We start from the raw sequence: 25,772 nt of genomic DNA, 5'->3' as shown, positions 1-25,772 counted from the left end.
GTCTGGGCGGGCAGAGGAGGCTCACCGCGCGGGGCGGCGGGCGGGAAAGGGGCCTGATGGGCACCGGACGGAGTACCGGGGAGTTCGCGGAGTTCGCGGTGAGTCGGCACCGGGCGTTGTTCCGGTACGCGTACCTGCTGGTGGGTGAGCGGGGGCTGGCCGAGGACCTGGTGCAGGAGGCGCTGACCAAGACGTACGTCGGCTGGCACCGGCTGCGGGACTCGGCGAACGCGGAGGCCTACACCCGGAAGGCGATCACCAGCACGGCGATCGGCTGGTACCGGCGGAAGTCCTGGCACGGCGAACGGCCGCGGGACGACGTGCCCGAGCTGCCGTCGCGGGGCAAGGACGACGACGTGACGGCGCGGTTGTGGCTCTGGCAAGAGCTTTCCCAGCTCCCGCCACGGCAGCGGGCCACGCTGGTGCTGCGGTACTACGAGGACCTGACCGAGGTGGAGACCGCCCGGATCCTCGGCTGCAGCGTCGGCACGGTGAAGAGCCAGACGGCGCACGCCCTGAAGAAGCTGCGGGCCCGGCTAGGCCCTGACGCGGAACTGACGATCGAATTGGTGGTGGCCCAGTGACCGGCCTGATCAAGGAAACGCTGACCGAGCACGCCGACGCCGTCACCGAGCCGGCCCTCGACCTGGACGCGGTGATGCGGACCGGTGACCGCCGGATCCGGCGTCGTAAGATCGCCACCCGGCTGGCCGTCGCCGCGGCGAGCGTGGCGGTCGTGGCCGGCGGGATCACCGCCGTCCGGGTGGTGGACGACTCAGCTCCACCGGCCGGGGAGCTCGGGAACTTCACCGAGCGGCGTCCGACGTACGCGAAGGACGGCGAGATCCGCTTCGGCTCCGAGACGATCGGGGTCGGCAAGGACCAGATCGCCGCCTTCGTCCAGACCGACGCCGGCTTCGTCTACGTCACCCCCGACGGCACCGTGAAGGTCGCCGACGGCCGCCGGATCACGACGATCGGCGCGGGCGACACCGTCAAGCGCCTCACCGTCGACGACGCCGGCACCCTGGTCGGCTGGGTCGACAGCGGTCCCGAACGCCCCGAGTTCGTCGTGTACGACGTCGCGGCCCGCCGCGAGGTCGTCCGGACGGCCCAGGGCACGGTCGCGAACGCTCCCGAGGACAAGCTGCCCCGGGTCTCCGCGATCGACGACGGCTTCGCCTACTTCTCCACCGGCACCGCCGTCCACCGCTGGAACCTGGCCACCGGCACCAACACCCTGATCGACCCCAAGGCCGCTCCGGACCAGCTGCACGGCGTGGACGCGGGCCTGTTCACCTGGGAGGTGCTTCAGCCCCCCAGCCAGACCCAACAGATTGCCGTCGGCACCGATCTCCGCAAGCCCCCGGTGAGGATCTACGACGGGTGGGACGCCAACGTCTCCCCCAGCGCCCGGTACCTGATGACCGACATGGCCGACGAGGTGAGGCTGTTCGATCTGCAGACCGGTCGGCAACTGCCGCTGAAGTTCCCCGACTACGTTCTGATCGTGCCCACGCAGTGGCAGGGCGACGGCAGCTTCTACGCGGTCGGGTTCCGCAAGGACGAGACCGCACCGGTCGACCTGCTCAGGTGCTCGACCTCGGCCCTGGACTGCGAGGTCGCCGTCGCCCGCTTCGCGCCCAGCCCGTCGGAGATGGCCGGCTTCCAGCTGCCGGTCGGCTTCCCGCTCGACGAATGATCGGAAAACTCCGAAAGAAATCCACCGATCAGGTGCAACCGATCGTGGGGGCCAGAGCGTCATGTCATCGGGAGACGAAAGCTCGAAGGGGGAATCTCAGGTGAATCAGCACGCCACGACCGCTCACCGCGACGACGTGACGGCCCGCGACTGGCTCGAGGCCGGACTGCAGAACCTGCCGGCCCGGCAGCGCGACGCGCTGGTCCTGCGGTTCTACGAGTCCCGCACGGAAACGGAAGCGGCCGGCATCCTGGGTTGCTCGGTCCCGGCGGTGAAGCGCCGCACCAGCCACGGCCTGCGCCGCCTCAGCTCCCACCTGGGCCCCGACGCCGTCCTGCTCCTGCAGCGGGTCGCCCGCTGACCCACCCCGTACGCCGAACGGCCGGGACCCCTCGAGGAGGGTTCCCGGCCGTTGTGCTGTGCAACCGAGTCAGCGGGTGAGGTCCTGGACCGTCCCGACCGAGTCCTTGCCGGGGTTGGTCTCGGCGGCCTTGAGCGCCATGGCGCTCTGCTCCGCGGTGGCGTTCTCCGGGAAGTGGCACGCGCTCTGGTGGCCCGGGGCGATCTGCAGCAGCGGCGGCTCGACCGTCTTGCAGATCTCCTGCGCCTTCCAGCAGCGGGTGTGGAAGCGGCAGGCCGGCGGCGGGTTGATCGGGCTCGGGACGTCGCCCTCGAGCCGGATCCGCTCGCGCTTGGTCTTGCGGTTGGTGTCCGGGATCGGCACGGCCGACAGCAGCGCCAGCGTGTACGGGTGCATCGGCTTCTCGTACAGGCTGACCCGGTCGGCCAGCTCGACGATCTTGCCCAGGTACATCACCGCGACCCGGTCCGACACGTGCCGGACCACGGACAGGTCGTGCGCGATCATCACGTAGGTCAGGTCGAACTCCTTCTGGAGGTCCTCCAGCAGGTTCACCACCTGGGCCTGGATGGACACGTCCAGCGCCGACACCGGCTCGTCGGCCACGATCAGCTTCGGCCGCAGCGCGAGCGTCCGGGCGATCCCGATCCGCTGCCGCTGACCGCCGGAGAACTCGTGCGGGTACCGGTTGTAGTGCTCCGGGCTCAGCCCGACCAGCTCGAGCAGCTCCTGGACGGTCTTCTTGACGCCGCCCTCGGGCTTGACGCCCTGCAGCCGGTACGGCGCCCCGACGATCTTGCCGACCGTGTGCCGCGGGTTCAGCGAGCCGTACGGGTCCTGGAAGATCATCTGGATGTCACGCCGCAGCGGCCGCATCTTGCCGTCGCCGATGTGGCTGATGTCGTGACCCTCGAACACGATCTGGCCGTCGGTCGGCTCCAGCAGCCGGGTCAGCAGCCGGCCGGTGGTGGTCTTGCCGCAGCCCGACTCCCCCACCAGCGACAGCGTCTCGCCCTTCATCACGCTGAAGGTCAGCCCGTCCACCGCCTGGACGGCGCCGGTCTGGCGCTGCAGCAGGCCCTTGCGGATCGGGAAGTGCTTGGTCAGGTTCGTTGTCGACAGCAACGGCTCGCCGTCGACGGGATCGGCCTTGACGGCTTCGGTTTCGGCAGTGGTCACAATGGCTCCGTCGTTCCCAGGATCCGTCACAGTTTCGGCTTGATCTCTTCGGCCCAGATCCGCTCGCGGTCCGCGCCGGACAGGTGGCAGGCCACCTGGTGGCCGCCCCCGACGTCCAGCAGCTCGGGCCGGTCGGTCTCGCTGAGGCCGCCGTTCAGCTGCGAGTAGTTGCAGCGCGGGTTGAACGCGCAGCCGGTCGGGACGTTGATCAGGCTGGGCGGGCTGCCCTTGATCGGGATCAGCCGCTCGGTGCGCTCCCGGTCGATCCGCGGCATCGAGCCGAGCAGACCCCAGGTGTAGGGGTGCTGCGGGCGCTCGAAGATGTCGTCCGCGGTGCCGTACTCGATCGCGCGGCCGGCGTACATCACCTGGATGTCGTCGGCCAGCTCGGCGACGACGCCGAGGTCGTGGGTGATGATGATGACGGCGGAGTTGAACTCACGCTGCAGGTCGCGGATCAGGTCCAGGATCTGGGCCTGCACGGTGACGTCCAGCGCGGTGGTCGGCTCGTCGGCGATCAGCAGGTCGGGGTCGCAGGACAGCGCCATCGCGATCATCGCGCGCTGCCGCATGCCGCCGGAGAACTGGTGCGGGTAGGCGTCCACGCGCTTGTCCGGCTGCGGGATGCCGACCCGGTCGAGCATGTCGATCGCGTGCTTGCGGGCGACCTGCTTGGTCACCTTGTTGTGCACCCGGTAGGCCTCGACGATCTGCTGGCCGACGGTGTAGAAGGGGTGCATCGCCGACAGCGGGTCCTGGAAGATCATCGCCATCCGCTTGCCGCGCAGCAGCCGCACCTCCTCGGCGCTGCTGGAGACCAGGTCCTGGCCGTCCAGGAACACCTCGCCGCTGATCTTCGCCGTACCGGCCTTGTGCAGGCCCATGATCGACAGGCTGGTGACGCTCTTGCCAGAGCCGGACTCGCCGACGATGCCGAGCGTCTTGCCGCGCTCCAGCTTGAACGACAGACCGTCGACGGACTTGACCACGCCGTCGTCGGTCGGGAAGTGCACCTTCAGGTCGCGGACGTCGAGAAAGGCCTCGCCGCGCTCGATCCGCTGGACGGTGTCTTGAGGTTCGGTCACGAGATTCGCACCCTCGGGTCGACGACGGCGTAGAGAAGATCGACGATCAGGTTCGCCAGCACGATGAAGAACGCGGCGACCAGCGTCACGCCGAGCACCTTCGGCAGGTCGTTGGCGCGCAGCGCGATCACGGCGTACTGACCGATGCCCGGCAACGAGAACGTCGTCTCGGTGAGGATCGCGCCACCCATCAGCAGGCCGAGGTCCAGGCCGAAGATGGTCAGGATCGGGGTCAGCGCCGAGCGCAGGCCGTGCTTGACCACGACCGTCCGCTCGGTCAGGCCCTTGGCCCGGGCGGTCCGGACGAAGTCCTCGTTCATCGTCTCGAGCATGCCGGCCCGGGTGAGTCGCGCGTACGCCGCGGCGTACAGGAAGGCCAGCGTGACCCAGGGCAGGATCAGGTCGTAGGCCCACCAGATCGGGTTGGTCTCGTCGAGCGGGTTCGTCCCGCCCTGCGCGGTCCAGCCCAGGTTGTAGCTGAAGATCGACAGCGACAGCAGGCCGGTGAAGAAGATCGGCAGCGAGACGCCGGCCAGTGCGACCGACATCATGCCGCGGTCCAGCGGCGAGCCTCGTCTGAGCGCGGAGATGATGCCGGTGCCGACGCCGGTGATCAGCCAGATGAAGGCCGCACCACCCGCCAGCGAGGCGGTGACGGGTATTCGCGCGACCAGGTCCGGCCACACCGGCTGCTGGGTCAGGAACGAGTACCCGAAGCACGGCGCCGGGCAGTGCTCGGTCGTCGGCCCGTAGTTGTACTCCGTGCCGACGACCAGGCCCTTCACGAACCGGCCGTACTGCACGTAGAGGGGGTCGGTGAAGCCGAGCCGCACCGCGGTCTCGTGGATCTGCTCCGCCCCCGCGCTCTTGCCGACGTAGCGCGAGGCGAGGTCGTCGGCGGTCGCACCGCCGAGCTTGGGAACCAGGAAGAAGATCGAGAACGTCACGGCCGTGACGATGAAGAGCAGGATGACCGCCCCGATCACCCGGCGGACCAGATATGCGAACACGTGCTCGGCGTGGTGGCCGGTGATCATCGCTGATCACCGGCCACCGTCAGCCTTCACCTACCTCTGCTGGCGAATGATGGTTGTTCAGGGCAACCGAGGACTACTTCTGGGCGAGCCCGATCCCGGCGTAGTCGTACATGTTCTGACCGTCGTTGGAGAACACGTTGGCCAGGGTGGTCGGGCGGTACAGCAGGCCCTTGGCCCAGGTGCCCGGCAGCACGCCGGCCTGCTCCATGACCTTCTTGTCGACGTCCAGCCACAGCTTGTTGCGGGCCGCCTCGTCGGTGGTCGTCAGCGCCTTGTCGATCAGGGCGTCGACCTCGGGGATCCGGACACCCAGGTTGGTGTTACCACCGGTGGCGCGGATGGTCCGGCTGTCGACGATCTGGCTCAGGAAGCCGAAGCCGTCCGGCCAGTCGGCACCCCAGCTGTAGACGATCAGGCCGAGCTTGTTGGCCTTGGCGAAGTCCGGCTTGCCGGCGTACAGCTTGGTGTAGTCACCGGTCGGGTAGGGCTTGGTGGTCAGGTTGATCCCGACCCGCTTCAGCGACTGCTGCAGCGTCTCGGCGACCGCCTTCTCCTTGGCCCGGTCGGCCCGGTAGGAGATGTTGATGTTGAAGCCGTTCGGCTGACCGCACTTGGCCAGGGACTCCTTGGCCTTCGCGACGTCACCGTTCTTGTTGGCCTCGAAGCCGTAGTCGTCGAACTTCTCCGCACCGACGACCAGCGGCGGCATCAGGTTGGTGGCGATGTCGCCACCGATCGGACCGCCGTACGCGCGCTGGTAGCCCTCGTGGTCGGCGGCGTACAGGATCGCCTTGCGGCAGTCCAGGTTGTTCAGCGGCGGGACCTCGGTGTTCAGCACGGTGAAGTTCAGGCGGGTGGCCGCGACGTTGTCGGCGTTCGCCTTCAGCTTCGGGTCGGCCAGGATCTTGGCCTGGGTCTCCGGCTGGACGCCGGTGCCCGCGATGTCGACGTCGAGGTCACCGGCGATCAGCCGGTTGTCGATGTCGGTGCCGTTCACGTTGAACGCGACGGTGATCTTGTCCGGCAGCGCCTTGCGGCCGGTGTCCGGGTCCGTCGCCGGGTCGTACTGGTCGTTGCGGATCAGGCTGATGCCCTTGTTCGCGTCGTAGCTCTCGAACTTGTACGGGCCGGTCGCGACCGGGTGCTCCTTGTACTTCGCGCCGGTGTCCTTGGCCTTCGGCACCGGAGCGGTCGAGGGCAGCTGCGCGAAGTAGTCGAAGCCGGCGAACGACTTGTTCAGGTGGAACACGATCGTGTTCGCGTCCGGCGTCTCGATCGCCTTGGCGACCCCGGCCAGCGACGGGTCCTTGTAGACGCTGTAGCCCTTCGGCACGTCCAGCAGGAAGTCGTTGAAGTACGTCGGGCCGCTGGGCAGCGTCGCCTTGTCGAGCGAGCGCGCGACGGCGTACTTGACGTCGGCCGACGTGACCTCGGTGCCGTCCTCGAACTTCACGCCCTTGCGGATCTTGTAGGTCCACGTCTTGGCGTCGTCGCTGGGCACGCCCGGCGCCTCGGCGAGGTCCGGGACCGGCTTCGCACCGTCGGCGCCCGGAGCGACCTTGAAGGTCATCAGGGGCCGGACGTAGTTGCGGACCAGGTTCCAGGACAGGCCGTAGTAGGTGTCACCAGGGTCGGTGGAGTCCCAGTTCTCGGTGATCGCCATCCGCAAGGTGCCACCCTTTTTGTCGCTCGGGTTGAACACCTTGTTGACGGCCGCGTTGAACTCCGCCGTCGTTCCACCCGCCGAGTTGGACCCTCCGGGAGTGGCCTTGGGTCCCCCACCGCAAGCCACCAGGCTCATGGCGACGGCCGCAGCGACGGCGGTGGCCGTCGTGATGCGATTCCATCTCATCTGTTGTTGCACCCCTTTTTTCGTGAGAGCCAGGCTCCCTGGTTGGCGAAAAGTCAGCGCGAGCGTGGGTCGAGCGCGTCCCGCAACCCGTCCCCGAACAGGTTGAAGGCCAGCACCGTGACGAAGATCGACAGGCCGGGCCAGACCATGTACGTCGGGTTGACCTGGTACCAGTTCGCGGCGATCGAGAGCATGTCGCCCCAGCTGGCCGTCGGCGGGCGGACCCCCACGCCGAGGTAGGACAGGCCGGCCTCGAACAGCACGTTGGTCGGGATCAGCAGCGTCGCGTAGACCAGGATCGGCGCGATCAGGTTCGGCAGCAGCTCGGTGAACAGGATGTACGGCCGCCGCGCGCCGAGGCTGCGGGCGGCGTCGACGAACTCACGCTCGCGCAGCGACAGCGTCTGGCCGCGGATGATCCGGCCGATGTAGGGCCAGCTGAAGAAGCCGATGATGAACACGATCAGCGCCACCCGCAGCGCGTCGCCCTGCAGGCCGAGGATCGAGTCCGGTACGGCGCCGACCAGCGCCAGCGCGAACAGCACCAGCGGGAAGGCCAGGAAGATGTCCATCAGCCGGCTGATCAGCGTGTCGATCCAGCCGCCGAAGTAGCCGGCGATGATGCCCATCGCGACGCCGATCACCACCGACAGCAAGGTGGCCAGGAACGCGATCAGCAGCGAGATGCGGGCGCCGTACACGATCCGGGCGAAGATGTCGCGGCCGTTGACCGGCTCGACACCGAACGGGTGGTCCCAGCTCATCCCGCCGAGCTTGCCGATCGGGGTCTGCAGCGACGGGTCGACCAGGTCCTGGTGGAACTCGTCCGGCGTGACGCCGACGACCTTGCAGATCAGCGGCGCGAAGATCGCGACCACGATCAGCAGCAGCACGATGATGCCGCCGGCGATCGCGACCTTGTCCCGCTTGAGCCGGATCCAGGAGATCTGCCACAGCGACCGGCCCTCGATCTTGCGAACACCCTCGAGAACGGCTTCCGGCTGTGCCGACGAAGATCCCGGCTCGACCTCGAGTGGCGTGCTCACGCGTTGTGTTCCCCTGCCTCGTAGTGGTGACCGACCGAAACCGGACATGGCTGCCGCCTTAACCTGCCGCCAGAACCGGCCGGAGTCAAACGCGGAAAGAGGGCGTTGCCCGATCGTGATGCCGAGGAGATCGTCCCGTATCGTGGACAGATCTCAGGGTTGCACGAAGCCTCCGGACAGTTACTTCCGCAACGCCGAGAAGGTCAGGTAGGACAACGGGTTGAGAGTACTGGTCACATTTTTGATCTCTTGACCGGCCACCACCGTCAGCCGACCCTGCCACACCGGGATCACGGGGGCGTCACGAGCGATCACCGCCTGCGCCTGCTCGAGGATCTCCTCGCGCTTCAGCTGGTTCTGCTCGGCGACTTCCTGATCCAGCAACTTGTTGGCCGTCTGGGACCGGTAGCCGTTCTGGTAGATCGCGCCTTCGCGGACGAACGGCACCAGGTAGTCGTCCGGGTCCGGGTAGTCCGGCAGCCAGCCCGAGTGGTGCAGGTCGAACGCACCGCTGCGGGCGAGCTGCTGGTACCTCGGCCACTCGACGCTGCGCAACGTCACCCGGAACAGACCGGACGCGTCCAGCTGGCGTTTCAGCTCGGTCACCTCGGCCTTCGCGCCGGCGCCGTACCGGGTCGGCGTCCAGCCGAGCGTCAACGGCACCGGCGTGGTGATCCCGCCCTCGCGCAGCATCGCCGCCGCGGCGGCCTTGTTCGGTTCCTTGTACTCCGTGCGGAACGCGTCGACGTGCCCACCGGCCTCCGGCGGGACGACCGAGTACAGCGGGGTCACCTGGTCGCCGTACGCCTTCTTCGCGATGGCGTTCCGGTCGATCAGCTGCGCCACCGCCCGCCGTACGGCGGGACGTCGCGACACCGCGGACTTGAAGTGGAACGAGAAGTAGCGGATCTCGGCCGAGGGCGCCTCGACGACCTGGACCTTGCCGCCGGTGCGCAGCTTGTCGAGGTCGGTGGCGCCGAAGCCGTGGAAGGCGAGATCGGCCTTGCCGGTGGTGACCGCGTTGCTCAACGCCGCCGAGTCCGGCAGCAGCGTCAGGTCGATGCCGTCGTTCTGCGCGGCCCGCGGGCCCTTGTAGGCCTTGAACTTGGTCAGCGACGCGCTCGCGCCGGGCTGGTAGGCGGTCAGCTCGTACGGGCCGCTGCCGACCGCCTTCGCCGGCATCAGCTTGTTCGCCGGGTAGACCTCTTCGTCGACGATCGAGGCGGCCGTCGTGGTCAGGAGGTACGGGATGCGGGCGTCGGGCTTCTTCAGCGTGAACACCGCGGTCAGGTCGTCCGGCGTACTGATCGACGCGATCGAGCCGAACAGGCCGGCGATGCCGCCGGGCGTCTTGAGCTTGAGCATCCGGTCGAAGCTGAACTTCACGTCGGACGAGGTCAGGGCGTGCCCGTTCGGGAAGGTCAGGTCCTTCTTCAGGCTGCACGTGTACGTCGTGGGTGCGTCGAACTGGCAGTCCGCGGCGTCCGGTACCGGCGTCGGCTTGTCGCCGGTGATCGTGAGCAGCGTCTGGAACAGGTTCGCCTGCAGGGTGCGGGATCCCACCTCGTACGGGCCGGCCGGGTCGAGCGACGTGACGGTGTCGGTGGTGGCGACCTTGAACGTGAGCTGCCGTGGCGGCTCACCGGTCTGCTGCGGCGCCGAGTTGTTGCCGGTCTTGTCCCCGCACGACGCCAACGACGCCGCCAGTACGCCGGCAGTGGCCACCGCCACCACCCGGCGCGTGTACACCTTCACCACATCCACCCTCTCGTCCCCAGTCGCCCCCGCGGGCACAACCAAAGACGGTACTGCCTCAGCGGAGCAGGTCGCGCAGCGACTCCGGGGTCAGCGGCTCGAGCGACTGCAGCACCAGCCTGCGCGGTGCGTCCGGGATCGTCACCCACTGCGGAACCGCGACCACGAACGCACCGGCCGCCGTACCGGCTTCGGTGCCGCCCGGGGAGTCCTCGATCACCACGCAGTCGGCCGGGTCGACGCCGAGCGCCTTGGCGGCGGTCAGGTACGGCTCGGGGTGCGGCTTGCCGTGCTCGACCTCGTCACCGGCGACGACGGTCGCGAACAGGCCGTCCGGGAAGTGCCCGAGGACGGCGTCGATCATCACCCGGTACGACGCGGAGACGAGCGCGCACGGGATGTCCTCCTTGACGCAGGCCTGCAGCAGCTCCAGCGCGCCCGGCCGGAACTCGACCTCGTTCCGGAGCGTCTCGACGACCTGGGTGAACATCCGCTCCGCCAGTTCCTCGGCCGTGATCGCGCCCTCGGGGATCCGCGCCATCCACGCGACGACCGCGTCGCGCAGGTCGGAGCCGACCAGGCTGACGCAGTCCTCGACCGTCCACACGGCGCCCAGCTCGCCGAGCAGGTCGATCTGCACCCGCGCCCAGACCGGCTCGGAATCGACCAGCGTGCCGTCCATGTCCCACAGCACCGCGCGCAGCGTCAAGGGGAAGCTCCTCAGTTTTCGTCGTGCTGGGGTCGTGGTCCGGTAGGAATTTTACTAGGCCCTGTCCGACACGTTCCGCTGGGCGTGAAACCGGACGCACGGTGATGAGCGGAGACGTAGGCTGGCAGTCCGGTACGAACGCCGTACGGGAGACGAGTAGGACAGGGGGTGGCGAGTGGCCGACCTCGCGAACCTGAGGGACCCGGTCGTGATCGCCGCGTTCGAAGGCTGGAACGACGCCGCCGACGCCGCCACCGGGGCGGTGGACCACCTGATCGACGAGTGGGACGCCGAACTGGTCACCGCGATCGACCCCGAGGACTACTACGACTTCCAGGTCAACCGCCCCACCGTCGGCTTCGACGACGAAGGCGTACGCCGCCTGACGTGGCCGACCACGCGGGTCTTCCTGGCCCGCCCGGAGGACACCGACCGCGACGTGCTGCTGATCCGCGGCATCGAGCCGAACATGCGCTGGCGCACCTTCTGCCGCGAGCTGCTCGCGCTGGTCGACGAGTCGAACGCGCAGCTCGTCGTCGTACTGGGTGCTCTGCTCGCCGACTCGCCGCACACCCGCCCGATTCCCGTCAGCGCGTCGTCGTCCGACCCCGAACTGACCGCGTCGTGGAGCCTCGAGCCGTCGACGTACGAGGGCCCGACCGGCATCTCCGGAGTCTTCGCCGACCTCTGCGGCACCCTCGGCGTCCCCGCGGTCTCCATCTGGTCCGCGATCCCCCACTACATCGCCGGCACTCCCTGCCCCAAGGCGTCCCTCGCCCTCCTCGGCAAGGTCGAGGCCCTGCTCGATCTCCCCATCCCGGAAGGCGAGCTCCCCGAACTGGCCCGCGCCTGGCAACGCGGCGCCGACGAACTGTCCGAGGAAGACCCCGAGGTCGCCGAGTACGTCGCCACCCTCGAGGAACAACGCGACACCACCGACCTCCCCGAAGCCTCCGGCGACGCCATCGCCGCCGAGTTCGAGCGCTACCTCAGAAGGCGCAACAAGAACCACCCGGACTGAGCCGAACGCGGGACCTCGGCCCCGGTCGGTAGTCAGCGGGTTGCTACAGCTCGCGGGCTGCGGTTTCGATGACCTCGTCGAGGACCGCTCGGGATCTGGTGAGGTCGGCGATGAGCTGGTTGATGCGGGTGCGTTCGGCGGTGAGGGACGAGACGAGCGCGGGGGTGGCGCGTTCGTTGGGGGCGCCGTCGGGGTCTCGCATGCACGGGAGGAGCTCGGCGATCTTCGCGCTGTGGAGTCCGGCGGCGAAGAGTTCCTGGATCAGGATGACGCGGTCGACGGCTCGTTCGGGGTAGGTCCGTTGGCCGCCGGGCGTGCGGTCCGAGACGAGTAGGCCCTGGGTCTCGTAGTACCGCAGCGAGCGTTCGCTCACGCCAGTACGCCGGGCGAGCTCACCGATCCGCACGCGACCTCCCGCAAGGACTTGAACCTGACACTGATGTCAGATTTTACCGTGCCGGTATGACACTCGAACTCTTCGACTACAGCCCGATCACGCACCGCCCGCCGGTCAGCTGGCCGGACGGGAAGAAGGTCGCCTTCTACGTCGGCCTGAACGTCGAGCACTTCCTCGTCGACCGCCCGTCGACCAGCATCTGGCCGCTCGACCTCGTCCCGGACGCGCTCAACCACGGCTGGCGCGACTACGGCGCCCGGGTCGGCGTCTGGCGCACGATCGACATCCTCGACCGGTACGGCGTGCGCGCGAGCACGCTGCTGAACGCGATGGTCGCCGAGCACAACCCGCAGATCGTCGAGGCCGGCGTCGAGCGCGACTGGGCCTGGCTGGCGCACGGCTCGACGAACTCGGTCCTGCACACGGCGTACGAGCCGGACGAGGAGCGCGACATCCTCACCGGCATCACGGACACCATCGAGAAGGCCACCGGCAAACGCCCGCGGGGCTGGATGGGCCCCGCGCTCACCGAGACCTGGCACACGCCGAAGCTGCTCGCCGAGCTCGGCTACGACTACGTGCTCGACTGGACCAACGACGACCAGCCGTACGCGCTCAACGTCCCCGGCATGCTCAGCGTCCCGTACACCGTCGAGCTGAACGACCTCGGCCTGTTCCTGCGCGGCCTCACCGGCCCCGACTTCCTCCAGATGGTCAAGGACCAGTACGACGTCCTGCGCGCCGACTCCGAGCACAGCGGACGGGTGATGGCGCTCGCGCTGCACCCGTTCGTCATCGGCCAGCCGTTCCGCGCGAAGTACCTCGATCTGGCGCTGGAGTACCTCGCCGCGCAGCCCGACATCTGGCTGACCACCAGCGACGAGATCGCCGACCACTACCGGACCGGGGTGTCACATACTGTGGCGTAATAAACGCGATCGTCCTATTGTCGTCGTCGGACGGCGGACGTACGGGGAGTTCGGATGCGTGGGGCAACGCGGGATCAGCGGGGCGGCAGTTCGGTCGCCGCGGTGGCGGTGCTTGCCGTGCTCGGGATCGCCGGGGCCGTCGCGCTGCTCGACGACGGGAAGCCCGACGTCGACCTGACCACGCTCGCGGCCTCGTCGACGCACGCGACGATCAGCACCGCGCCGCTCGACTCGCAGCCGTTCGCCGCGACCGACGGAGTGGTGGTGCATCCCCGCGCGGAGACGGCCGTGTTCTCGGCGCCCGACGGCGAGCCGTTCGCCAAGATCGGCACGGCGCAGTTCGGCGCGACCTGGCTGCCGGTCGTCGAGCGGGTCGACGGCTGGGTACGCGTACTGCTGCCCTCGAAGCCCAACCGCTCCACCGGCTGGCTGGTCGATGAGGACCTGGATCACGCCTCCTCGCCGTACACGATCCGCGTGCACACCGGCTCCCGGACCTTGGAGCTGTACGACGGGGAGAAGCGCCTGGGCAGGTGGAAGGCCGGCGTCGGCGCGCAGAAGACGCCGACTCCCCCGGGCCGGACGTTCCTGCTCGGGTCGATCATCGACCCGAAGCGGTCGGCGTCGCCGGTCGTCCTGCCGCTCGGCGCCCACAGCCCGACGCTCGACACGTTCGGTGGTGGACCGGGCACGGTCGCGATCCACGGCTGGCCGCGACCCGACGTGTTCGGCGCCGCGGTCAGCGCCGGGTGCGTGCGCGTCCCGCAGACCGCGCTCGACAAGCTGCAACGCGTTCCCCTGGGGACGCTCGTTCTGATCGACAGCAAATGAGGGTGAGACAGATGCGACGACACATCGTTCCGGCAGTCACGACGGCCGCGGCCGTCACCGGGGTCGTGGTGCTGACCCTCGTCACCGGCGCCCAGCCCGGCAACGCGACCGACCGGCCCTCGTCGGCGTACGCGATCGGCGCGGACGGCCAGGTGCCGGTCAGCAAGACGCCGTACGTCGAGTCGCGGGACGGCCGTCAGCGAAGCTCGTCGGCGCTCGAGCTGCCGAAGAACCCGCTGCTGTCCGCTCGGGCCGCGACCGTCACCGCCGGGAACGACAAGGCATCGGTCGAGCTGCTCGACGTCACCGTGGGCAAGGGCGCGCTCGACAGCGTCCAGCTCCCGCCGGAGCTGAAGAAGTCCTGCGCCTCGCTCCCCCCAACCGGCGCCGACGACCTGCCGGTCCCGGATCTGCCGCTGCCCGATCTCGGCCTGCCGCTGCCGGACCTCAGCACGGTCGACCTGCCGGCGAAGAACCTGCCCGACCTGTGCAACCTGCTGCTCACGCCGCCCAGCTCGATCCTCGGCATCGACTCGGTCAACGTCTGGTGCGCCGGTGACAAGGGTGGCGTCGACGTCGGTTCGCTGACGCTGCTCGGCCAGAAGATCCAGATTCCCGGCACCGAGCAGGGCGCCGTCATCCCGGCCGCGCCGCTGGCCACGATCACCGTGAACCAGCAGACGCAGGCGACCGACGGCTCGTTCACCGTCACCGGCCTGACCATCAACCTCGGCGACGGCGCCCAGGTGATCCGCCTGGCCTCGGCGACCTGTGCCAAGCCGGCCGCCAAGGCCACGCCCACCCCCAAGCCGACGCTCCGTCCCGAGCCCGTCCCCGGTGACGACGTCGGCTACCCGCCGGCCGCTCCGGTCCCGACCCCGGTCAAGACGCACCACCCGGTCACCGGCTAGTTCTCAGCCCAGCTCCGGGTACATCGCGCGGAGATCACCGGCCACCGCTGCCTTCGCGGCGGCGGCCGGCTCGTCGACGAGGATCTCGAGCTCGTCGTTCTCCAGCCCGTCGAGCACGATCTTGACCAGCTCGGCCGGATCGACCTTCGGCACGTCCCAGCCGGCCATCATGTCGGTGTCGACCGCGCCGACGTGCACGCCGCTGACGAGCGTGCCCTGCCCGGCGAGCTCCAGGCGGACGCTGTTGGTCAGGCTCCACTCGGCCGCCTTGCCCGCGGAGTACCCGCCGGCACCGAGGAACACGCGCCAGGACAGCACCGACAGCATGTTCACGATCGCGCCCCCGCCGTTCGCGGCGAGGATCGGCGCGAAGGCCCGAATCGTGCCCAGCGGGCCGTAGAAGTGGGTCTCGAGCTCGCGGCGGATCTCGTCGAGGTCGCCGGTGACGAGTGGCTGGTGCGTGGTGATCCCGGCGTTGTTGATCAACAGGTCGACGTCACCGGCCCGCGCGGCCGCCGCCGCGATCGATGCGGGGTCGGTGACGTCGAGCGGCAGCACCTCGACGCCAGGCAGCTCGATCGGCTGCGGCGTCCGCGCGGTGGCGTAGATCTTGTGCGCGCCGCGCTCGCGCAGCCCGTCGACGAAGTGCCGGCCGATCCCGCGGTTCGCGCCGGTGATCAGGGCGGTGCTTCCGGACAGTTTCACAGCTGACTCCTTGCTGAAGTGGTGGTGGTGAGACCACCGTAGGAACCAGCTGCTGCACCGGACGATGATCATTCGGCGCACATCGATAACCGTCTGGTGCATAGACTGGCGGCATGGATCTGCTCGCGGAGGTGCTCGCCGTCGGTGGCGTCCAGGGGACGCTCGGAGTCCGGCTCGAGGGCGCCGAGCCCTGGGCCCTGCAGTGGACCCATATCCCCGGCGCCGCCTTCTACGCCGTCACCGCCGGTACGTCGTGGCTCGCGATCCACGGCCGCGAGCCGCTGCGCCTGTCGCCTGGCGACGTCGTACTGCTGCCGACCGGTGTCAGCCACACGCTCAGCAGCGACCCCGGCGCGAGGGCGCCGGAGTGTGATCCGGACGCGGCCTCGCACGCCCAACTGACCGGCGACGTACTCCGGTTCGGGACGGGTGAGGTGCAGAGCCGGATGCTCGCGGCGACGTACTCGCACGACCCGGCGGTGTCGACCCAGATCCTGCAGTTGCTGCCGGAGGTCGTGCACCTGCCGGCCGACAGCAGCGGCAGCTGTCTCGACGACTCCGTCCGGCTGCTGACCCGTGAGCTGGCCTATCCGCAGCTGGGGACCTCGGTGGTGCTCAACCGGCTGGTCGACATCCTGCTGATCCAGTTCCTCCGGGTCTGGCTCGCGCGCCGGCCGGAGGAGGCCAAGGAGACCTGGCTCGGCGTACTCGACGACCCACTGCTGACAGCCGCCCTGACCAAGCTCCACGACGATCCGGCCCACCCGTGGACCACGGAGTTGCTGGCCGCCGAGCTCGGCGTCTCCCGCGCGACGCTGACCCGCCGCTTCGCCAGCACGACGGGCCAAGCGCCCGGCGCCTACCTGACGCGCTGGCGGATGGACCTCGCCGCCCGCCGCCTCCGCGACTCCGACGACACCCTTGACACGATCGCTCGCAGCGTCGGCTACACGACGCCGTACGCCTTCAGCCGAGCCTTCACGCGGTCCCGCGGCCAGTCCCCCGGCCGCTACCGCGTCACCGCCCGCGCCGAGCAGCAGACCGACGCGTACGCCGTACCAGCTAGAGCTTGATCCCCAGCAGCGCGTCGATCGCCTGAGCCACCAGGGCCGGAGCCTCGGTGTCGTCGCCGTTGGTCTCGGCCCAGGTGTCGATCGCCGAGAGCGCCGCGACCGTGTCCAGGTCGTTCGTCAACGCCGCCCGCAGCGCGTCGACCGCCGCGGCCCCGTCCGGACCGGTGCCACGGGCAATCGCGCCGCGCCAGACGTCGAGCCGGTTCTGCGCGTCGAGCAGGTCGGAGTCGGTCCAGAACCAGTCGGTCCGGTAGTGGTGCGCGAGCAGCGCGAGCCGGATCGCCATCGGGTCCGAGCCGGCCTGCCGCTCTCGCGAGACCAGGACCAGGTTCCCCTTCGACTTGGACATCTTCTCGCCGTCCAGGCCGACCATCGCCTGGTGCACGTACGCCCGGGCGAACGGGAACTCCCCGGTCGCCACCTGCGCGCCGCTGGCCGACATCTCGTGGTGCGGGAAGATCAGGTCGCTCCCGCCGCCCTGGACGTCGAACGTCATCCCGAGGTGCTTCAGCGCGATCGCCGAGCACTCGACGTGCCAGCCCGGTCGGCCACGACCGAACGGCGAGTCCCACGCCGGCTCCCCCGGACGCTCGGCCCGCCACAGCAGGCTGTCCAGCGGGTCCCGCTTGCCCTCGCGCTCCGGATCGCCACCGCGCTCGGCGAACAGCGCGCGCATCGTCTCGCCGTCGTAGTTCGAGACGCTGCCGAAGGCCGGGTCGGCCTTCACCGCGAAGTACAGGTCCTCGTCGACGGAGTACACGGCACCCGCGCGCTGCAGGTCCGCGATCGCGTCGCTGACCAGGTCGATCGACTCGACCACGCCGACGTACTCCTGCGGCGGGATCACCCGCAGCGCGGTCATGTCGTCGCGGAACAGCTGGATCTCGCGCTCCGCCAGGTCGGTCCACTCCACCCCGGTCGCGGTGGCCCGCTCGAGCAGCGGGTCGTCGACGTCGGTGATGTTCTGCGTGTAGTGCACGCCGTACCCGGCGTCGCGCCAGAGCCGGTTGATCAGGTCGAAGGTCACGTACGTCGCCGCGTGGCCCATGTGCGTCGCGTCGTACGGCGTGATGCCGCAGACGTACATCCGCGCCGTGCCGTCGTCGGCGGGCGGCACCTCGACCAGGCCGCCGGAGGCGGTGTCGTAAAGGCGAAGACGCCGGGCCGGCCCGGGTACGACCGGGATGTCTGGATTCGTCCACGCCTGCATGGGACGGAGCCTATCCAGTCAGCAAACCGGTCCTGCCCGGAGGCCCACTCTCCGGTCCTCCGGGCAGGTTCTGCTACCTGTTCCCGAACGTCCGTTCGGCGTACGCCGTGAAGCTCGCCGGCGGGCGTCCGAGCACCTGCTCGACGCCCTGGGCCGGCGTACTCAGATGGCCGGCGCGCATGATCCCGAACATCGCGTCGAGGACCTCCACGACCTCCTCCGGGTAGCCCTCGCCGCGCAGCTCGTCGGCGTACTGCTCGGGCGTCAGCTCGACGTACTCGATCGGCTTCGTCCAGCGGCCGATCACCTCGACCGCCTCCGCGAACGTGAGCGACTCCGGGCCTGAGACGTCGTAGATCCGTCCGGAGTGCCCGTCCTCGGTCAGCAGCACCGCCGCGACCTCGGCTACGTCCTCGACGTCGACGAACGGCTCTCCCACAGCCCCCAACGGCAACGCCAGCCGCCCGGCCTCGACCGGTGCCGTCCACACGTCCTCGGAGAAGTTCTGCGCGAAGTTGTTGGCCCGGATCACCGACCACTCCGCACCCGACGCCTCCACAGCCCGCTCCGCCGTCACCATCCCCGGCCCGAACACTCCCGGCGACCCGTCGGCCCGCGCCGGCAACGCCTCACCCGCCCGATCGATCCCCCGTCCCGACAACACCACAAACCGCTTCACCCCGGCCTCAACCGCCAACTCGACAAACGCCTCAACCGGCTCCGCCTCCTCCGCCGCCACCAGGTAAACCGCGGAGACGCCCTGCACCACACTCGCCCAGCCCGCCCGATCCGCCCAGTCGAACCGCACCTCCCCAGATCGAGAGGCCGCCCGCACCTCAACCCCCATCCCCCGCAACCGAGCAACCAGTCGCCGCCCCGTCTTACCCGTTGCTCCAAGCACCAAAATCGTCATACCCACACTCAACCGGCGAGACGTCATGAACCCCATGGGTCAGCGTTCACTCCCCATGTCCGTCCGTCCCATCTGCCTATCGTGGTGCGGTGGAACCTCTCGACGATCTTCTGCGTGCCGTCCGGGCCGACGGTGCCGTGCTCGGCACGCCCGTGCTCGCCGCCCCCTACGCTCTCCGCTTCGCCGATCGCGCCGAGCTCACCCTGATCGCACCGCTGCGCGGCAACGCCTGGATCGTCGCGGACGGGACGCCGCTCCTCGTCCGTCCCGGCGACACCGCCGTCGTGCACGGCGCCGAGCCGTTCGTCGTCACCGACGATCCCGACCGCCCGAGCGCGACCCTCGACATCTCCTGCGACGGCACCGTCCTCGGCACGCCGTACGACGAAACGACCGGCGGCACGGTGCTCCTCGCCGGTGCGGCGAACGTCCGCGCCGGCCTCCCCACCCGCCTGCTGCGCGAGCTGCCCCGTGCGGTCGTCGTCCCGTCCGACCACGACTGCAAACCGCTGCGCGACTACCTCGAAGAACGCATCGCGGCCGGCGCCCACGGCCGCCGTGTCGTGCTCGACCGGCTGATCGACTGGCTGCTGGTCTGCGCCCTGCGCGACTGGTTCGAGCTCAACACCCCGCCCTGGTACAAGGCAGCCGGCGACCCCACCATCGGGCCGGTCCTCCAAGCCCTGCACACCTCCCCGGAGGCGCCCTGGACCCTGGCATCGCTCGCCGCCCGGGCGAACGTCTCCCGTACGACGCTCGCCCGCCGCTTCACCGACCTCATCGGCGAGCCGCCGCTCACCTACCTGACCAACCTCAGGATGTCGCTGGCCGCCGACCTGCTCACCGAACCGGACGCGACCGTCGCCGCGGTCGCCCGCCGCGTCGGCTACGCGGACGCGTTCAGCTTCAGCACCGCGTTCAAGCGCGAACGCGGCACCAGCCCGAACCGGCTCAGAACGCCGGCCAAGGGATCGCCGGCCAGTCGTCGCTCGGGTACGGGAAGCTCCCCGACTTCAGCAACGCCGCGCACCGCTCCCGCGTAGCGCTCAGCTCGACCGCGGTGATCAGCGAGCACAGCTCCTGCCCGAACGCCCCGGCCAGCCCGTCCGCGAGTTTCCGTACGTCGTCCAGCAGCTCGCCGGGGATCGGATCACCCGCCCAGCCCCACAACACGGTCCGCAGCTTGTCGTCGGCGTTGAACGTCACGCCGTGATCGACCCCGAACACCCGCCCGTCGCCGGGGTTGAGCACGTGCCCGCCCTTGCGGTCGGCATTGTTGACCACGGCATCGAACACGGCCATCCGCCGCAGCTGCTCGTTGTCCGCGTGCACCAGGGTCACCGGGTTGTGCCGCCCGTCCAGAGCGTCCAGCACGCCGACCCACCCGGCCGGCACGCGCCCCTGCGGCACGATGTCGACCAGCTCGGTCTCGCCCGGCGGCAGCTCGACCTCGTCGATCCACAGCTGGACCATGCCCTCGCCGAGCGGCCCGTCGCGCAGCAGCGTCGGCGGTACGACGTTCCAGCCGAGCGCCTCCGACACGACGTACGCCGCGTACTCGCGCTGCGCCAGCGTCCCGTCCGGGAAGTCCCACAGCGGCCGCTCGCCCTCGACCGGCTTGTAGACCACCGTCGCGGTCTCGTCATCGAGGCTGACCACACCTTGGAAGGTGCCGTTCGACGCGGCCACCAGTCGCCCGTTCAGGGACAGCTCGCCCCGAGCGAGCAGGTCTGGATCGATCATTCGCGGACGTGCCTGCGATAGCCGTTGGCCCGCGGACAGATGTGTCCCTCAGGATCGATCGGCCGGCCGCAGAACGGGCAGCTCGGCCGGCCGGACGCGACCAGCGCGACCGCCCGCCGGGCGAACCCGCGGGCCTGCTCCTCGCTGATCCGGACGATGAACACCTCGGAGTCCTCCGCCTCCATCGCCGCGGCGACGGGGTCGGCCTCCTCCAGCTCGGCCTGCTCGCCGGTGACGACCGCGAACACCTCGATCACCACCCGCTCGGCGTCGGCCTCCCAGGCCAGCGTCATCGTGCCGGCCCGGAACTCCTCCTCGATCGGCTGCTCGAGCGGGTCGGTGTCGTCCACGCCGGTGACCGTGGCCGGCTCGCGGTCGAACCGCCGGGCCACCTCGTCCAGCATCACGTCGAGCCGCTCCGCGAGCGCCATCACCTGTTCCTTCTCGCAGGCCACCGAGGTGATCCTGGTCCCGGCCCGGGCCTGCAGGAAAAACGTCCGGGCACCGGGTTCTCCCACGGTGCCGGCGACGAACCGGTCCGGGTCGTCGTACGAATGCACTACGCGCGCCATACCTCAGACCCTATCTACCGGCCACCGACAACGGCGTCGGAGGAGGGTACGGCGGACTTCCTGGTCCCCCTCTTCGCCTTCGGCGGAGGCGGCACCAGCGAGGCCAGCTCGCTGCCGGAGTCGTTGAGCCGGACCAGGAACGGGCGGGTCGGCGTGTAGCTGATGATCGTCGTACTGGCCGTGTCGACGACGATCCGCTGGAACGTGTCCAGGTGCTGACCGAGGGCGTCGGCAACGATCGCCTTGATCACGTCGCCGTGCGAGACCGCGACCCAGAGCGCCTGCGGACCGTGGCTCGCGGCCAACTCGGCGTCGTGGGCACGGATCGCGTCGACCGCGCGCTGCTGCATGCCGCGCATCGACTCGCCGTTCGGGAAGGTCACCGCGGACGGGTGCTGCTGCACCACCGTCCACAACGGGTCCTTGGCCAGCGTGCCGATCTTCTGGCCGGTCCAGTCGCCGTACCCGCACTCGGTCAGCCGCCGGTCCGTTGCCGGACGCAACTCGGGGTGGTGCTTGGCGATCGCCGCGGCGGTCTGCTTGCAGCGGTCCAGCGGCGAGGTGACGATCGCGGCCAGCGGCAGCCCGGCCAGCCGCTCCGCGACGGCCGTCGCCTGCTGCACGCCGGTGTCGTCGAGCTTCACGCCCGGCGTCCGGCCGGCCAGTACGCCGGATGTGTTGGCACTACTACGGCCGTGCCGGACCAGAATCACCGTGGGCATAGACCGCACGTTATCCGGTCGGACAAGCCCCCGATGCCATGATGGGTGTCGTGATCGTGGACTGCGGGGTGTACGCCGAGGGCGAGCGCAAGGACCTGCCCGCCGACCCGGAGACCGTGGCGCAGGCGATCGGCGACGACGGCCGGAGCTTCGGCTGGGTCGGCCTGCACGAACCGACCGAGCAGGAACTGGGCCGGGTGCAGAAGCTGTTCGGCCTGCACCCGCTGGCCGTCGAGGACGCGCTCAAGGCCCACCAGCGGCCCAAGGTCGAGCGCTTCGGCGACTCGGTGGTCGTCGTACTGCGCACACTCTGGTACGTCGACCAGGGCGACGCGGTCGAGACCGGCCAGGTCAGCGTGTTCGTCGGGCCGCGGTACGTCGTCACCGTCCGGCACGGCGAGGGCGCGCCGCTGACCACCGCCCGGCAGGACCTGGAGGAGCGCGCCTCGGTCCTCGGCCACGGCCCGGCCGCCGTCCTGTGGGCGATCTGCGACTCGGTCGTCGACGGCTACGAGTCGGTCGCCGAGCAGGTCGAGATCGACGTCGACGAGGTGGAGAGCTCGGTCTTCTCCCCCGAGCGCACCAGCGACGCCGAGCGGATCTACCTGCTCAAGCGCGAGGTGCTGGAGATGCGCCGCGCGATCGGCCCGCTGCGCGACCCGATGGAGGCCTTCGCGCACGGTTCCGTCCCGCTGATCAGCAAGGAGGCGGCGCCGTTCTTCCGCGACGTCGCCGACCACGTGATCCGCGTCTCCGACCAGACCGACGCGCTCGACACGCTGCTCAGCTCGGCGCTGAACGCGCACTTGGCCCGCGTCTCGGTCCAGCAGAACGACGACATGCGCCGGATCTCGGCCTGGGTCGCGATCGCCGCCGCGCCGACGATGATCGCCGGCATCTACGGGATGAACTTCCACAACATGCCCGAGCTGCGCTGGTACTACGGCTACTACGCCTGCGTGGCGTTCATGGTCGTCGTCTGCGCCACCATGTACGCCGGCTTCCGCCGCGCCGGCTGGCTCTGACCCCGGCCCGCTTCCGGGACCTCGGACACCACCCGGGGACCTCGGACACCAAATAACGTGTCCGAGGTCCCCGGTTGGTGTTCACAGTCCCGAGACCGGTTCGCTCAGGTGGCCGTGATCGTGCTGGTGGCCAGCAGGATCAGGATCACGATGCCGAGCAGGATCCGGTAGAACGCGAACACCTCGGTGGTGTGCTTGGCGACGAACTTGATCAGCCAGGCCACCGACGCGTACCCGACGATGAAGCTGACGACCGTGCCGACGACCACGGGGACGACGCCGACGTCGCCGGTCAGGGCCTCCGGCAACTGGAACACCGCGGCGCCGACCAGCGCCGGGATGCCGAGCAGGAAGGCCATCTTGGTGGCCGCGACCCGGTCCAGGCCGCGGAACAGACCGGCGGTGATGGTGGCGCCCGACCGGGACACCCCGGGGATCAGCGCCAGGCACTGGACGAGGCCCATCACGATCGCGTCGAGCAGCGTGATCCGGGTCAGCGGCCGGGCTTTGCTGCCCAGGCGCTCCGCCGCGACCATGAAGAACGACCACACGATCAGCGACCCGGCCACCCACCACATGCTGCGCAGCGGGCCGGAGATGATGTTCTTGGCCAGGAAGCCCACGATGCAGATCGGCAGCGAGCCGACGATCACGAACCAGCCCATCCGGTGGTCGAACTCGCCGCGGTACTCCGGGTGCCGCAGACCCTTGAACCAGGCGACGGCGTACGTCCTGATGTCCTTCCACATGAACAGCACGACCGCCGCGATCGCGCCGAACTGGATCACCGCGGTGAAGGCCGTGATGGCCGGATCGTCGATCTGCTGACCGAGCATCTTCGAGGCGATGGTGAGGTGGCCGGTGCTGGAGACCGGCAGGAACTCGGTGAGGCCCTCGACGATGCCGAGGATGATGGCGTCCCAAATCGTCATGGGGAGGTCAGTCACCGATCCCGGCGAGCTCGAGCGCCTCGGAGACCGTGCGCAGGGCGGCGATCCGCTCGTCCACGGTGGAGGCGAACGGGGTCAGCGTGAGCGTCGTCGCGCCCGCCTCGGCGTACGCGGTGAGCTTGTCGGCCATCCGCGCCTTGTCACCGAGCAGCGAGATCGCGTCGATGAAGCCGAACGGTACGGCGGCCATCGCCTCGCGGTGCTTCTTGGCCAGGTACAGGTCCTGGACCTCCTTGGCCGCGTCGGCGTAGCCCATCCGGACGGCCAGCTGGTTGTAGAAGTTCTTCTCCCGGCTGCCCATGCCGCCGACGTACAGCGCGGTGTAGCCGCGGATCGGGTCGGCGGCGGCCTGCAGGTCGTCGCCGGTCATCACCGGCACGGTCGCGACCACGTCGAAACCGTCCAGGCCGAGGCCGGGCTCGCGCTGCTCGCGGCCCGTCCGGATGTGGTTCAACTGTTCTCCCAGATAAGCGGGGTCGTTCAGGATGCCGAGCCAGCCGTCGGCGATCTCGCCGGCCAGTTCGAGGTTCTTCGGCCCGACCGCCGCAAGGTACACCGGCACGTGGTCACGCAGCGGCCGGGTGGACAGCTTCAGCGCCTTGCCCGGACCGTCGGGGAGCGGCAGCGTGAAGTGTTTGCCGTCGTACGCGATCGTCTCGCGGCGCAGCGCGGCGTTCACGATCTCGACGTACTCGCGGGTCCGCTCCAGCGGCTTGCCGAACCGGACGCCGTGCCAGCCCTCGGACACCTGCGGGCCGGACACGCCGAGCCCGAGCCGGAACCGGCCGCCGGACAGCCGGTCCAGGGTCGCCGCGGTCATCGCGGTCATCGCCGGGGTCCGGGCCGGGATCTGCAGCACGCCGGCCCCGACGTCGATGGTCGAGGTCTGCGCGGCGATCCAGGTCAGCAGCGTGACGGCGTCCGAACCGTACGCCTCCGCGGCCCAGGTGACCGAGAACCCGAGCTGCTCGGCCTCCTTCACCAGCCTGAGATGGTCGAGGTGGTCGTCGCCACCAAGGACGAAGCCGATGTTGAGTCCGAGTCGCATGACAGGCGAGCCTAACGAGCCGTTCCACGTCGTCCGCAATAGGCTCGGTGTATGCAGCAGCGCTATCTCGGTCACAGTGGTCTGGCGGTGAGCCGGCTCGGTCTGGGCACGATGTCCTGGGGCCGGGACACCGACGAGCACGAGGCCCGTGAACAGCTCGCCGCCTTCGTGGCGGCGGGCGGGACCCTGATCGACACCGCGGCGGCGTACGGGGACGGTGACAGCGAACGCCTGATCGGCACCCTCCTCGGCGACGTCGTGGACCGCGACGACCTGGTCATCGCGACCAAGGCCGGGTTCAGCGTGCGCCGCGGCGAACGGATCACCGACACCTCGCGCGGCGCGCTGCTCCGGGACTTGGAGGGGTCGCTGCGGCGGCTCAACGTCGACCACATCGACCTGTGGCAGCTGCACACCTGGTCCGACGACGTCCCGCTCGAGGAGACGCTGTCGGCGCTCGACCACGCGGTCAACTCCGGCAAGGTCCGCTACGTCGGGGTGTCGAACTACGTCGGCTGGAAGTCGGCCCGCGCCGTCACCTGGCAGCAGGCCTGGCCCGGCCGCGCCGTACCGGTCTCGAACCAGGTCGAATACTCGCTGCTCGCCCGCGACGCCGAGGCGGACGCGATCCGCGCGGCCGGCGGCCTCGGCATCGGCGTACTGGCGTGGTCGCCGCTTGGACGGGGCGTGTTGACTGGGAAGTACCGCACCGGCATCCCGGCGGACTCGCGGGCAGCGTCTCAGCATCTGTCCAGATTCGTCGACCCCTACCTGGACGGCCGCGGTTCGGGCATCGTGGAAGCGGTGGCCCGGGCCGCCGACGGGCTCGGCTGGAGCCCGCTGGAGGTCGCCCTGACCTGGGTCCGGGACCGCCCGGGCGTGACGGCGGCGATCGTCGGCGCCCGGACGGCGATGCAGTTGAAGTCGGTGCTGGGAACCGAAGAGCTCACCCTCCCGCCGGCCATCGCGGCCGCGCTGGAGGATGTGTCGTGAGGT

Annotated in this window: 27 protein-coding genes; 11 read left to right on the top strand and 16 right to left on the bottom strand. The window is 69.6% G+C overall.

All coding sequences use genetic code 11. The features are described from left to right. Window positions 1-56: 56 nt before the first annotated feature. The 3 genes from ABD235_RS07260 to ABD235_RS07250 all read left to right on the top strand — a co-directional run bounded on the left by ABD235_RS07260 (window position 57) and on the right by ABD235_RS07250 (window position 2,063). Entirely contained in the window at window positions 57-584 is a 528-nt protein-coding gene (locus tag ABD235_RS07260) for a SigE family RNA polymerase sigma factor (RefSeq protein WP_344171261.1), read from the top strand. Beyond that, complete coding sequence (locus ABD235_RS07255; RefSeq protein WP_344171259.1) at window positions 581-1,702, top strand: hypothetical protein; 1,122 nt, start codon at window positions 581-583, stop codon at window positions 1,700-1,702. The genes ABD235_RS07260 and ABD235_RS07255 overlap by 4 nt, the downstream gene beginning before the upstream one ends. 100 nt (window positions 1,703-1,802) lie before the next feature. Continuing rightward, a complete protein-coding gene (locus ABD235_RS07250; protein WP_344171257.1) occupies window positions 1,803-2,063 on the top strand; it encodes an RNA polymerase sigma factor in 261 nt (86 codons plus the stop codon). Between the two features lie 69 nt (window positions 2,064-2,132). Here the strand turns inward: ABD235_RS07250 and ABD235_RS07245 are convergent, their stop codons facing one another. The 7 genes from ABD235_RS07245 to ABD235_RS07215 form a co-directional block, all read right to left on the bottom strand. Continuing rightward, a complete protein-coding gene (locus ABD235_RS07245; RefSeq protein ID WP_344171255.1) occupies window positions 2,133-3,242 on the bottom strand; it encodes an ABC transporter ATP-binding protein in 1,110 nt (369 codons plus the stop codon). Between the two features lie 26 nt (window positions 3,243-3,268). Continuing rightward, a complete protein-coding gene (locus ABD235_RS07240; protein WP_344171253.1) occupies window positions 3,269-4,327 on the bottom strand; it encodes an ABC transporter ATP-binding protein in 1,059 nt (352 codons plus the stop codon). Beyond that, a complete protein-coding gene (locus ABD235_RS07235; protein WP_344171251.1) occupies window positions 4,324-5,364 on the bottom strand; it encodes an ABC transporter permease in 1,041 nt (346 codons plus the stop codon). The genes ABD235_RS07240 and ABD235_RS07235 overlap by 4 nt, the downstream gene beginning before the upstream one ends. A gap of 73 nt (window positions 5,365-5,437) precedes the next feature. Continuing rightward, window positions 5,438-7,216 carry an ABC transporter substrate-binding protein gene (locus ABD235_RS07230; protein WP_344171249.1) on the bottom strand — a complete coding sequence of 593 codons (1,779 nt, stop codon included), beginning with the start codon at window positions 7,214-7,216 and terminating at the stop codon, window positions 5,438-5,440. Between the two features lie 53 nt (window positions 7,217-7,269). Continuing rightward, window positions 7,270-8,262: an ABC transporter permease gene (locus ABD235_RS07225; protein ID WP_344171247.1), complete on the bottom strand. Its 993-nt coding sequence runs from the start codon at window positions 8,260-8,262 to the stop codon at window positions 7,270-7,272. Between the two features lie 180 nt (window positions 8,263-8,442). Beyond that, complete coding sequence (locus tag ABD235_RS07220; RefSeq protein ID WP_344171244.1) at window positions 8,443-10,017, bottom strand: ABC transporter substrate-binding protein; 1,575 nt, start codon at window positions 10,015-10,017, stop codon at window positions 8,443-8,445. 58 nt (window positions 10,018-10,075) lie between these two features. Further along, window positions 10,076-10,726, bottom strand: a complete 651-nt coding sequence (locus ABD235_RS07215) for an HAD family hydrolase (protein ID WP_344171242.1) — start codon at window positions 10,724-10,726, stop codon at window positions 10,076-10,078. Window positions 10,727-10,901: 175 nt separating this feature from the next. Between ABD235_RS07215 and ABD235_RS07210 the strand changes: the two genes are divergently transcribed. Continuing rightward, window positions 10,902-11,747, top strand: a complete 846-nt coding sequence (locus ABD235_RS07210; protein WP_344171240.1) for a PAC2 family protein — start codon at window positions 10,902-10,904, stop codon at window positions 11,745-11,747. Between the two features lie 43 nt (window positions 11,748-11,790). Here the strand turns inward: ABD235_RS07210 and ABD235_RS07205 are convergent, their stop codons facing one another. Then, window positions 11,791-12,153 (bottom strand): MerR family transcriptional regulator, encoded by a 363-nt coding sequence (locus ABD235_RS07205; RefSeq protein WP_344171238.1) that lies wholly within the window; start codon window positions 12,151-12,153, stop codon window positions 11,791-11,793. Window positions 12,154-12,209: 56 nt separating this feature from the next. Between ABD235_RS07205 and ABD235_RS07200 the strand changes: the two genes are divergently transcribed. From ABD235_RS07200 to ABD235_RS07190, 3 genes are read left to right on the top strand one after another with little or no spacing between them, the layout of a single operon-like run. Further along, a complete protein-coding gene (locus tag ABD235_RS07200; RefSeq protein WP_344171236.1) occupies window positions 12,210-13,073 on the top strand; it encodes a polysaccharide deacetylase family protein in 864 nt (287 codons plus the stop codon). A gap of 54 nt (window positions 13,074-13,127) precedes the next feature. Then, window positions 13,128-13,904, top strand: coding sequence for a L,D-transpeptidase (locus ABD235_RS07195; protein ID WP_344171234.1), 777 nt, complete (start codon window positions 13,128-13,130; stop codon window positions 13,902-13,904). A gap of 11 nt (window positions 13,905-13,915) precedes the next feature. Continuing rightward, a complete protein-coding gene (locus tag ABD235_RS07190) occupies window positions 13,916-14,815 on the top strand; it encodes a hypothetical protein (protein WP_344171232.1) in 900 nt (299 codons plus the stop codon). Between the two features lie 3 nt (window positions 14,816-14,818). On the opposite strand, the gene ABD235_RS07185 is transcribed toward ABD235_RS07190, so the two are convergent. Next, window positions 14,819-15,520 carry an SDR family oxidoreductase gene (locus ABD235_RS07185; RefSeq protein WP_344171230.1) on the bottom strand — a complete coding sequence of 234 codons (702 nt, stop codon included), beginning with the start codon at window positions 15,518-15,520 and terminating at the stop codon, window positions 14,819-14,821. Between the two features lie 113 nt (window positions 15,521-15,633). Between ABD235_RS07185 and ABD235_RS07180 the strand changes: the two genes are divergently transcribed. Further along, window positions 15,634-16,593 carry an AraC family transcriptional regulator gene (locus tag ABD235_RS07180; RefSeq protein ID WP_344171228.1) on the top strand — a complete coding sequence of 320 codons (960 nt, stop codon included), beginning with the start codon at window positions 15,634-15,636 and terminating at the stop codon, window positions 16,591-16,593. On the opposite strand, the gene mshC is transcribed toward ABD235_RS07180, so the two are convergent. Together mshC and ABD235_RS07170 are read right to left on the bottom strand one after the other, a co-directional pair. Beyond that, the gene (gene mshC / locus ABD235_RS07175; RefSeq protein ID WP_344171226.1) at window positions 16,583-17,803 is read right to left on the bottom strand and encodes a cysteine--1-D-myo-inosityl 2-amino-2-deoxy-alpha-D-glucopyranoside ligase; all 1,221 of its coding nucleotides are present in this window, start codon (window positions 17,801-17,803) and stop codon (window positions 16,583-16,585) included. The two genes, ABD235_RS07180 and mshC, sit on opposite strands and share 11 nt — an antisense overlap. Before the next feature lie 73 nt (window positions 17,804-17,876). Next, window positions 17,877-18,716: an NmrA family NAD(P)-binding protein gene (locus ABD235_RS07170; protein ID WP_344171224.1), complete on the bottom strand. Its 840-nt coding sequence runs from the start codon at window positions 18,714-18,716 to the stop codon at window positions 17,877-17,879. An 89-nt stretch (window positions 18,717-18,805) separates the two neighbouring features. On the opposite strand from ABD235_RS07170, the gene ABD235_RS07165 reads away from it, so the two are divergent. After that, window positions 18,806-19,759, top strand: coding sequence for an AraC family transcriptional regulator (locus tag ABD235_RS07165; RefSeq protein WP_344171222.1), 954 nt, complete (start codon window positions 18,806-18,808; stop codon window positions 19,757-19,759). Here the strand turns inward: ABD235_RS07165 and ABD235_RS07160 are convergent. The 3 genes from ABD235_RS07160 to ABD235_RS07150 are packed head-to-tail and all read right to left on the bottom strand — an operon-like array spanning window position 19,668 to window position 21,753. After that, entirely contained in the window at window positions 19,668-20,459 is a 792-nt protein-coding gene (locus ABD235_RS07160) for an SCO1664 family protein (RefSeq protein WP_344171220.1), read from the bottom strand. The two genes, ABD235_RS07165 and ABD235_RS07160, sit on opposite strands and share 92 nt — an antisense overlap. Beyond that, window positions 20,456-21,031: a DUF3090 domain-containing protein gene (locus tag ABD235_RS07155; RefSeq protein WP_344171218.1), complete on the bottom strand. Its 576-nt coding sequence runs from the start codon at window positions 21,029-21,031 to the stop codon at window positions 20,456-20,458. The genes ABD235_RS07160 and ABD235_RS07155 overlap by 4 nt, the downstream gene beginning before the upstream one ends. A gap of 14 nt (window positions 21,032-21,045) precedes the next feature. Then, complete coding sequence (locus tag ABD235_RS07150) at window positions 21,046-21,753, bottom strand: histidine phosphatase family protein (protein WP_344171216.1); 708 nt, start codon at window positions 21,751-21,753, stop codon at window positions 21,046-21,048. 41 nt (window positions 21,754-21,794) lie between these two features. On the opposite strand from ABD235_RS07150, the gene corA reads away from it, so the two are divergent. Beyond that, window positions 21,795-22,778, top strand: coding sequence for a magnesium/cobalt transporter CorA (corA, locus tag ABD235_RS07145; protein ID WP_344171214.1), 984 nt, complete (start codon window positions 21,795-21,797; stop codon window positions 22,776-22,778). Between the two features lie 104 nt (window positions 22,779-22,882). Here the strand turns inward: corA and ABD235_RS07140 are convergent, their stop codons facing one another. After that, a complete protein-coding gene (locus ABD235_RS07140) occupies window positions 22,883-23,710 on the bottom strand; it encodes an undecaprenyl-diphosphate phosphatase (protein WP_344171212.1) in 828 nt (275 codons plus the stop codon). A gap of 7 nt (window positions 23,711-23,717) precedes the next feature. Further along, the gene (locus ABD235_RS07135) at window positions 23,718-24,776 is read right to left on the bottom strand and encodes an LLM class F420-dependent oxidoreductase (protein WP_344171210.1); all 1,059 of its coding nucleotides are present in this window, start codon (window positions 24,774-24,776) and stop codon (window positions 23,718-23,720) included. Between the two features lie 51 nt (window positions 24,777-24,827). Here ABD235_RS07135 and ABD235_RS07130 point away from each other — a divergent pair, with 51 nt between their 5' ends. Further along, window positions 24,828-25,769, top strand: a complete 942-nt coding sequence (locus tag ABD235_RS07130; RefSeq protein ID WP_344171208.1) for an aldo/keto reductase — start codon at window positions 24,828-24,830, stop codon at window positions 25,767-25,769. The last annotated feature ends 3 nt before the right edge of the window (window positions 25,770-25,772 follow it).

Source organism: Kribbella lupini (assembly GCF_039529595.1).
Taxonomy (GTDB): domain Bacteria; phylum Actinomycetota; class Actinomycetes; order Propionibacteriales; family Kribbellaceae; genus Kribbella; species Kribbella lupini.
This window is presented reverse-complemented; position numbering and strand designations above follow the sequence as displayed.

Excerpts from the sequence above, each read along its gene's own strand:
- ABD235_RS07260 (WP_344171261.1), top strand. The coding sequence starts at position 57 with ATGGGCACCGGACGGAGTACCGGGGAGTTCGCGGAGTTCGCGGTGAGT.
- ABD235_RS07235 (WP_344171251.1), bottom strand. The coding sequence starts at position 5,364 with ATGATCACCGGCCACCACGCCGAGCACGTGTTCGCATATCTGGTCCGC.
- ABD235_RS07230 (WP_344171249.1), bottom strand. The coding sequence starts at position 7,216 with ATGAGATGGAATCGCATCACGACGGCCACCGCCGTCGCTGCGGCCGTC.
- ABD235_RS07200 (WP_344171236.1), top strand. The coding sequence starts at position 12,210 with ATGACACTCGAACTCTTCGACTACAGCCCGATCACGCACCGCCCGCCG.
- ABD235_RS07195 (WP_344171234.1), top strand. The coding sequence starts at position 13,128 with ATGCGTGGGGCAACGCGGGATCAGCGGGGCGGCAGTTCGGTCGCCGCG.
- ABD235_RS07190 (WP_344171232.1), top strand. The coding sequence starts at position 13,916 with ATGCGACGACACATCGTTCCGGCAGTCACGACGGCCGCGGCCGTCACC.
- ABD235_RS07180 (WP_344171228.1), top strand. The coding sequence starts at position 15,634 with ATGGATCTGCTCGCGGAGGTGCTCGCCGTCGGTGGCGTCCAGGGGACG.
- mshC (WP_344171226.1), bottom strand. The coding sequence starts at position 17,803 with ATGCAGGCGTGGACGAATCCAGACATCCCGGTCGTACCCGGGCCGGCC.
- ABD235_RS07170 (WP_344171224.1), bottom strand. The coding sequence starts at position 18,716 with ATGACGATTTTGGTGCTTGGAGCAACGGGTAAGACGGGGCGGCGACTG.
- ABD235_RS07160 (WP_344171220.1), bottom strand. The coding sequence starts at position 20,459 with ATGATCGATCCAGACCTGCTCGCTCGGGGCGAGCTGTCCCTGAACGGG.
- ABD235_RS07155 (WP_344171218.1), bottom strand. The coding sequence starts at position 21,031 with ATGGCGCGCGTAGTGCATTCGTACGACGACCCGGACCGGTTCGTCGCC.
- ABD235_RS07150 (WP_344171216.1), bottom strand. The coding sequence starts at position 21,753 with ATGCCCACGGTGATTCTGGTCCGGCACGGCCGTAGTAGTGCCAACACA.
- corA (WP_344171214.1), top strand. The coding sequence starts at position 21,795 with ATGGGTGTCGTGATCGTGGACTGCGGGGTGTACGCCGAGGGCGAGCGC.
- ABD235_RS07140 (WP_344171212.1), bottom strand. The coding sequence starts at position 23,710 with ATGACGATTTGGGACGCCATCATCCTCGGCATCGTCGAGGGCCTCACC.
- ABD235_RS07135 (WP_344171210.1), bottom strand. The coding sequence starts at position 24,776 with ATGCGACTCGGACTCAACATCGGCTTCGTCCTTGGTGGCGACGACCAC.
- ABD235_RS07130 (WP_344171208.1), top strand. The coding sequence starts at position 24,828 with ATGCAGCAGCGCTATCTCGGTCACAGTGGTCTGGCGGTGAGCCGGCTC.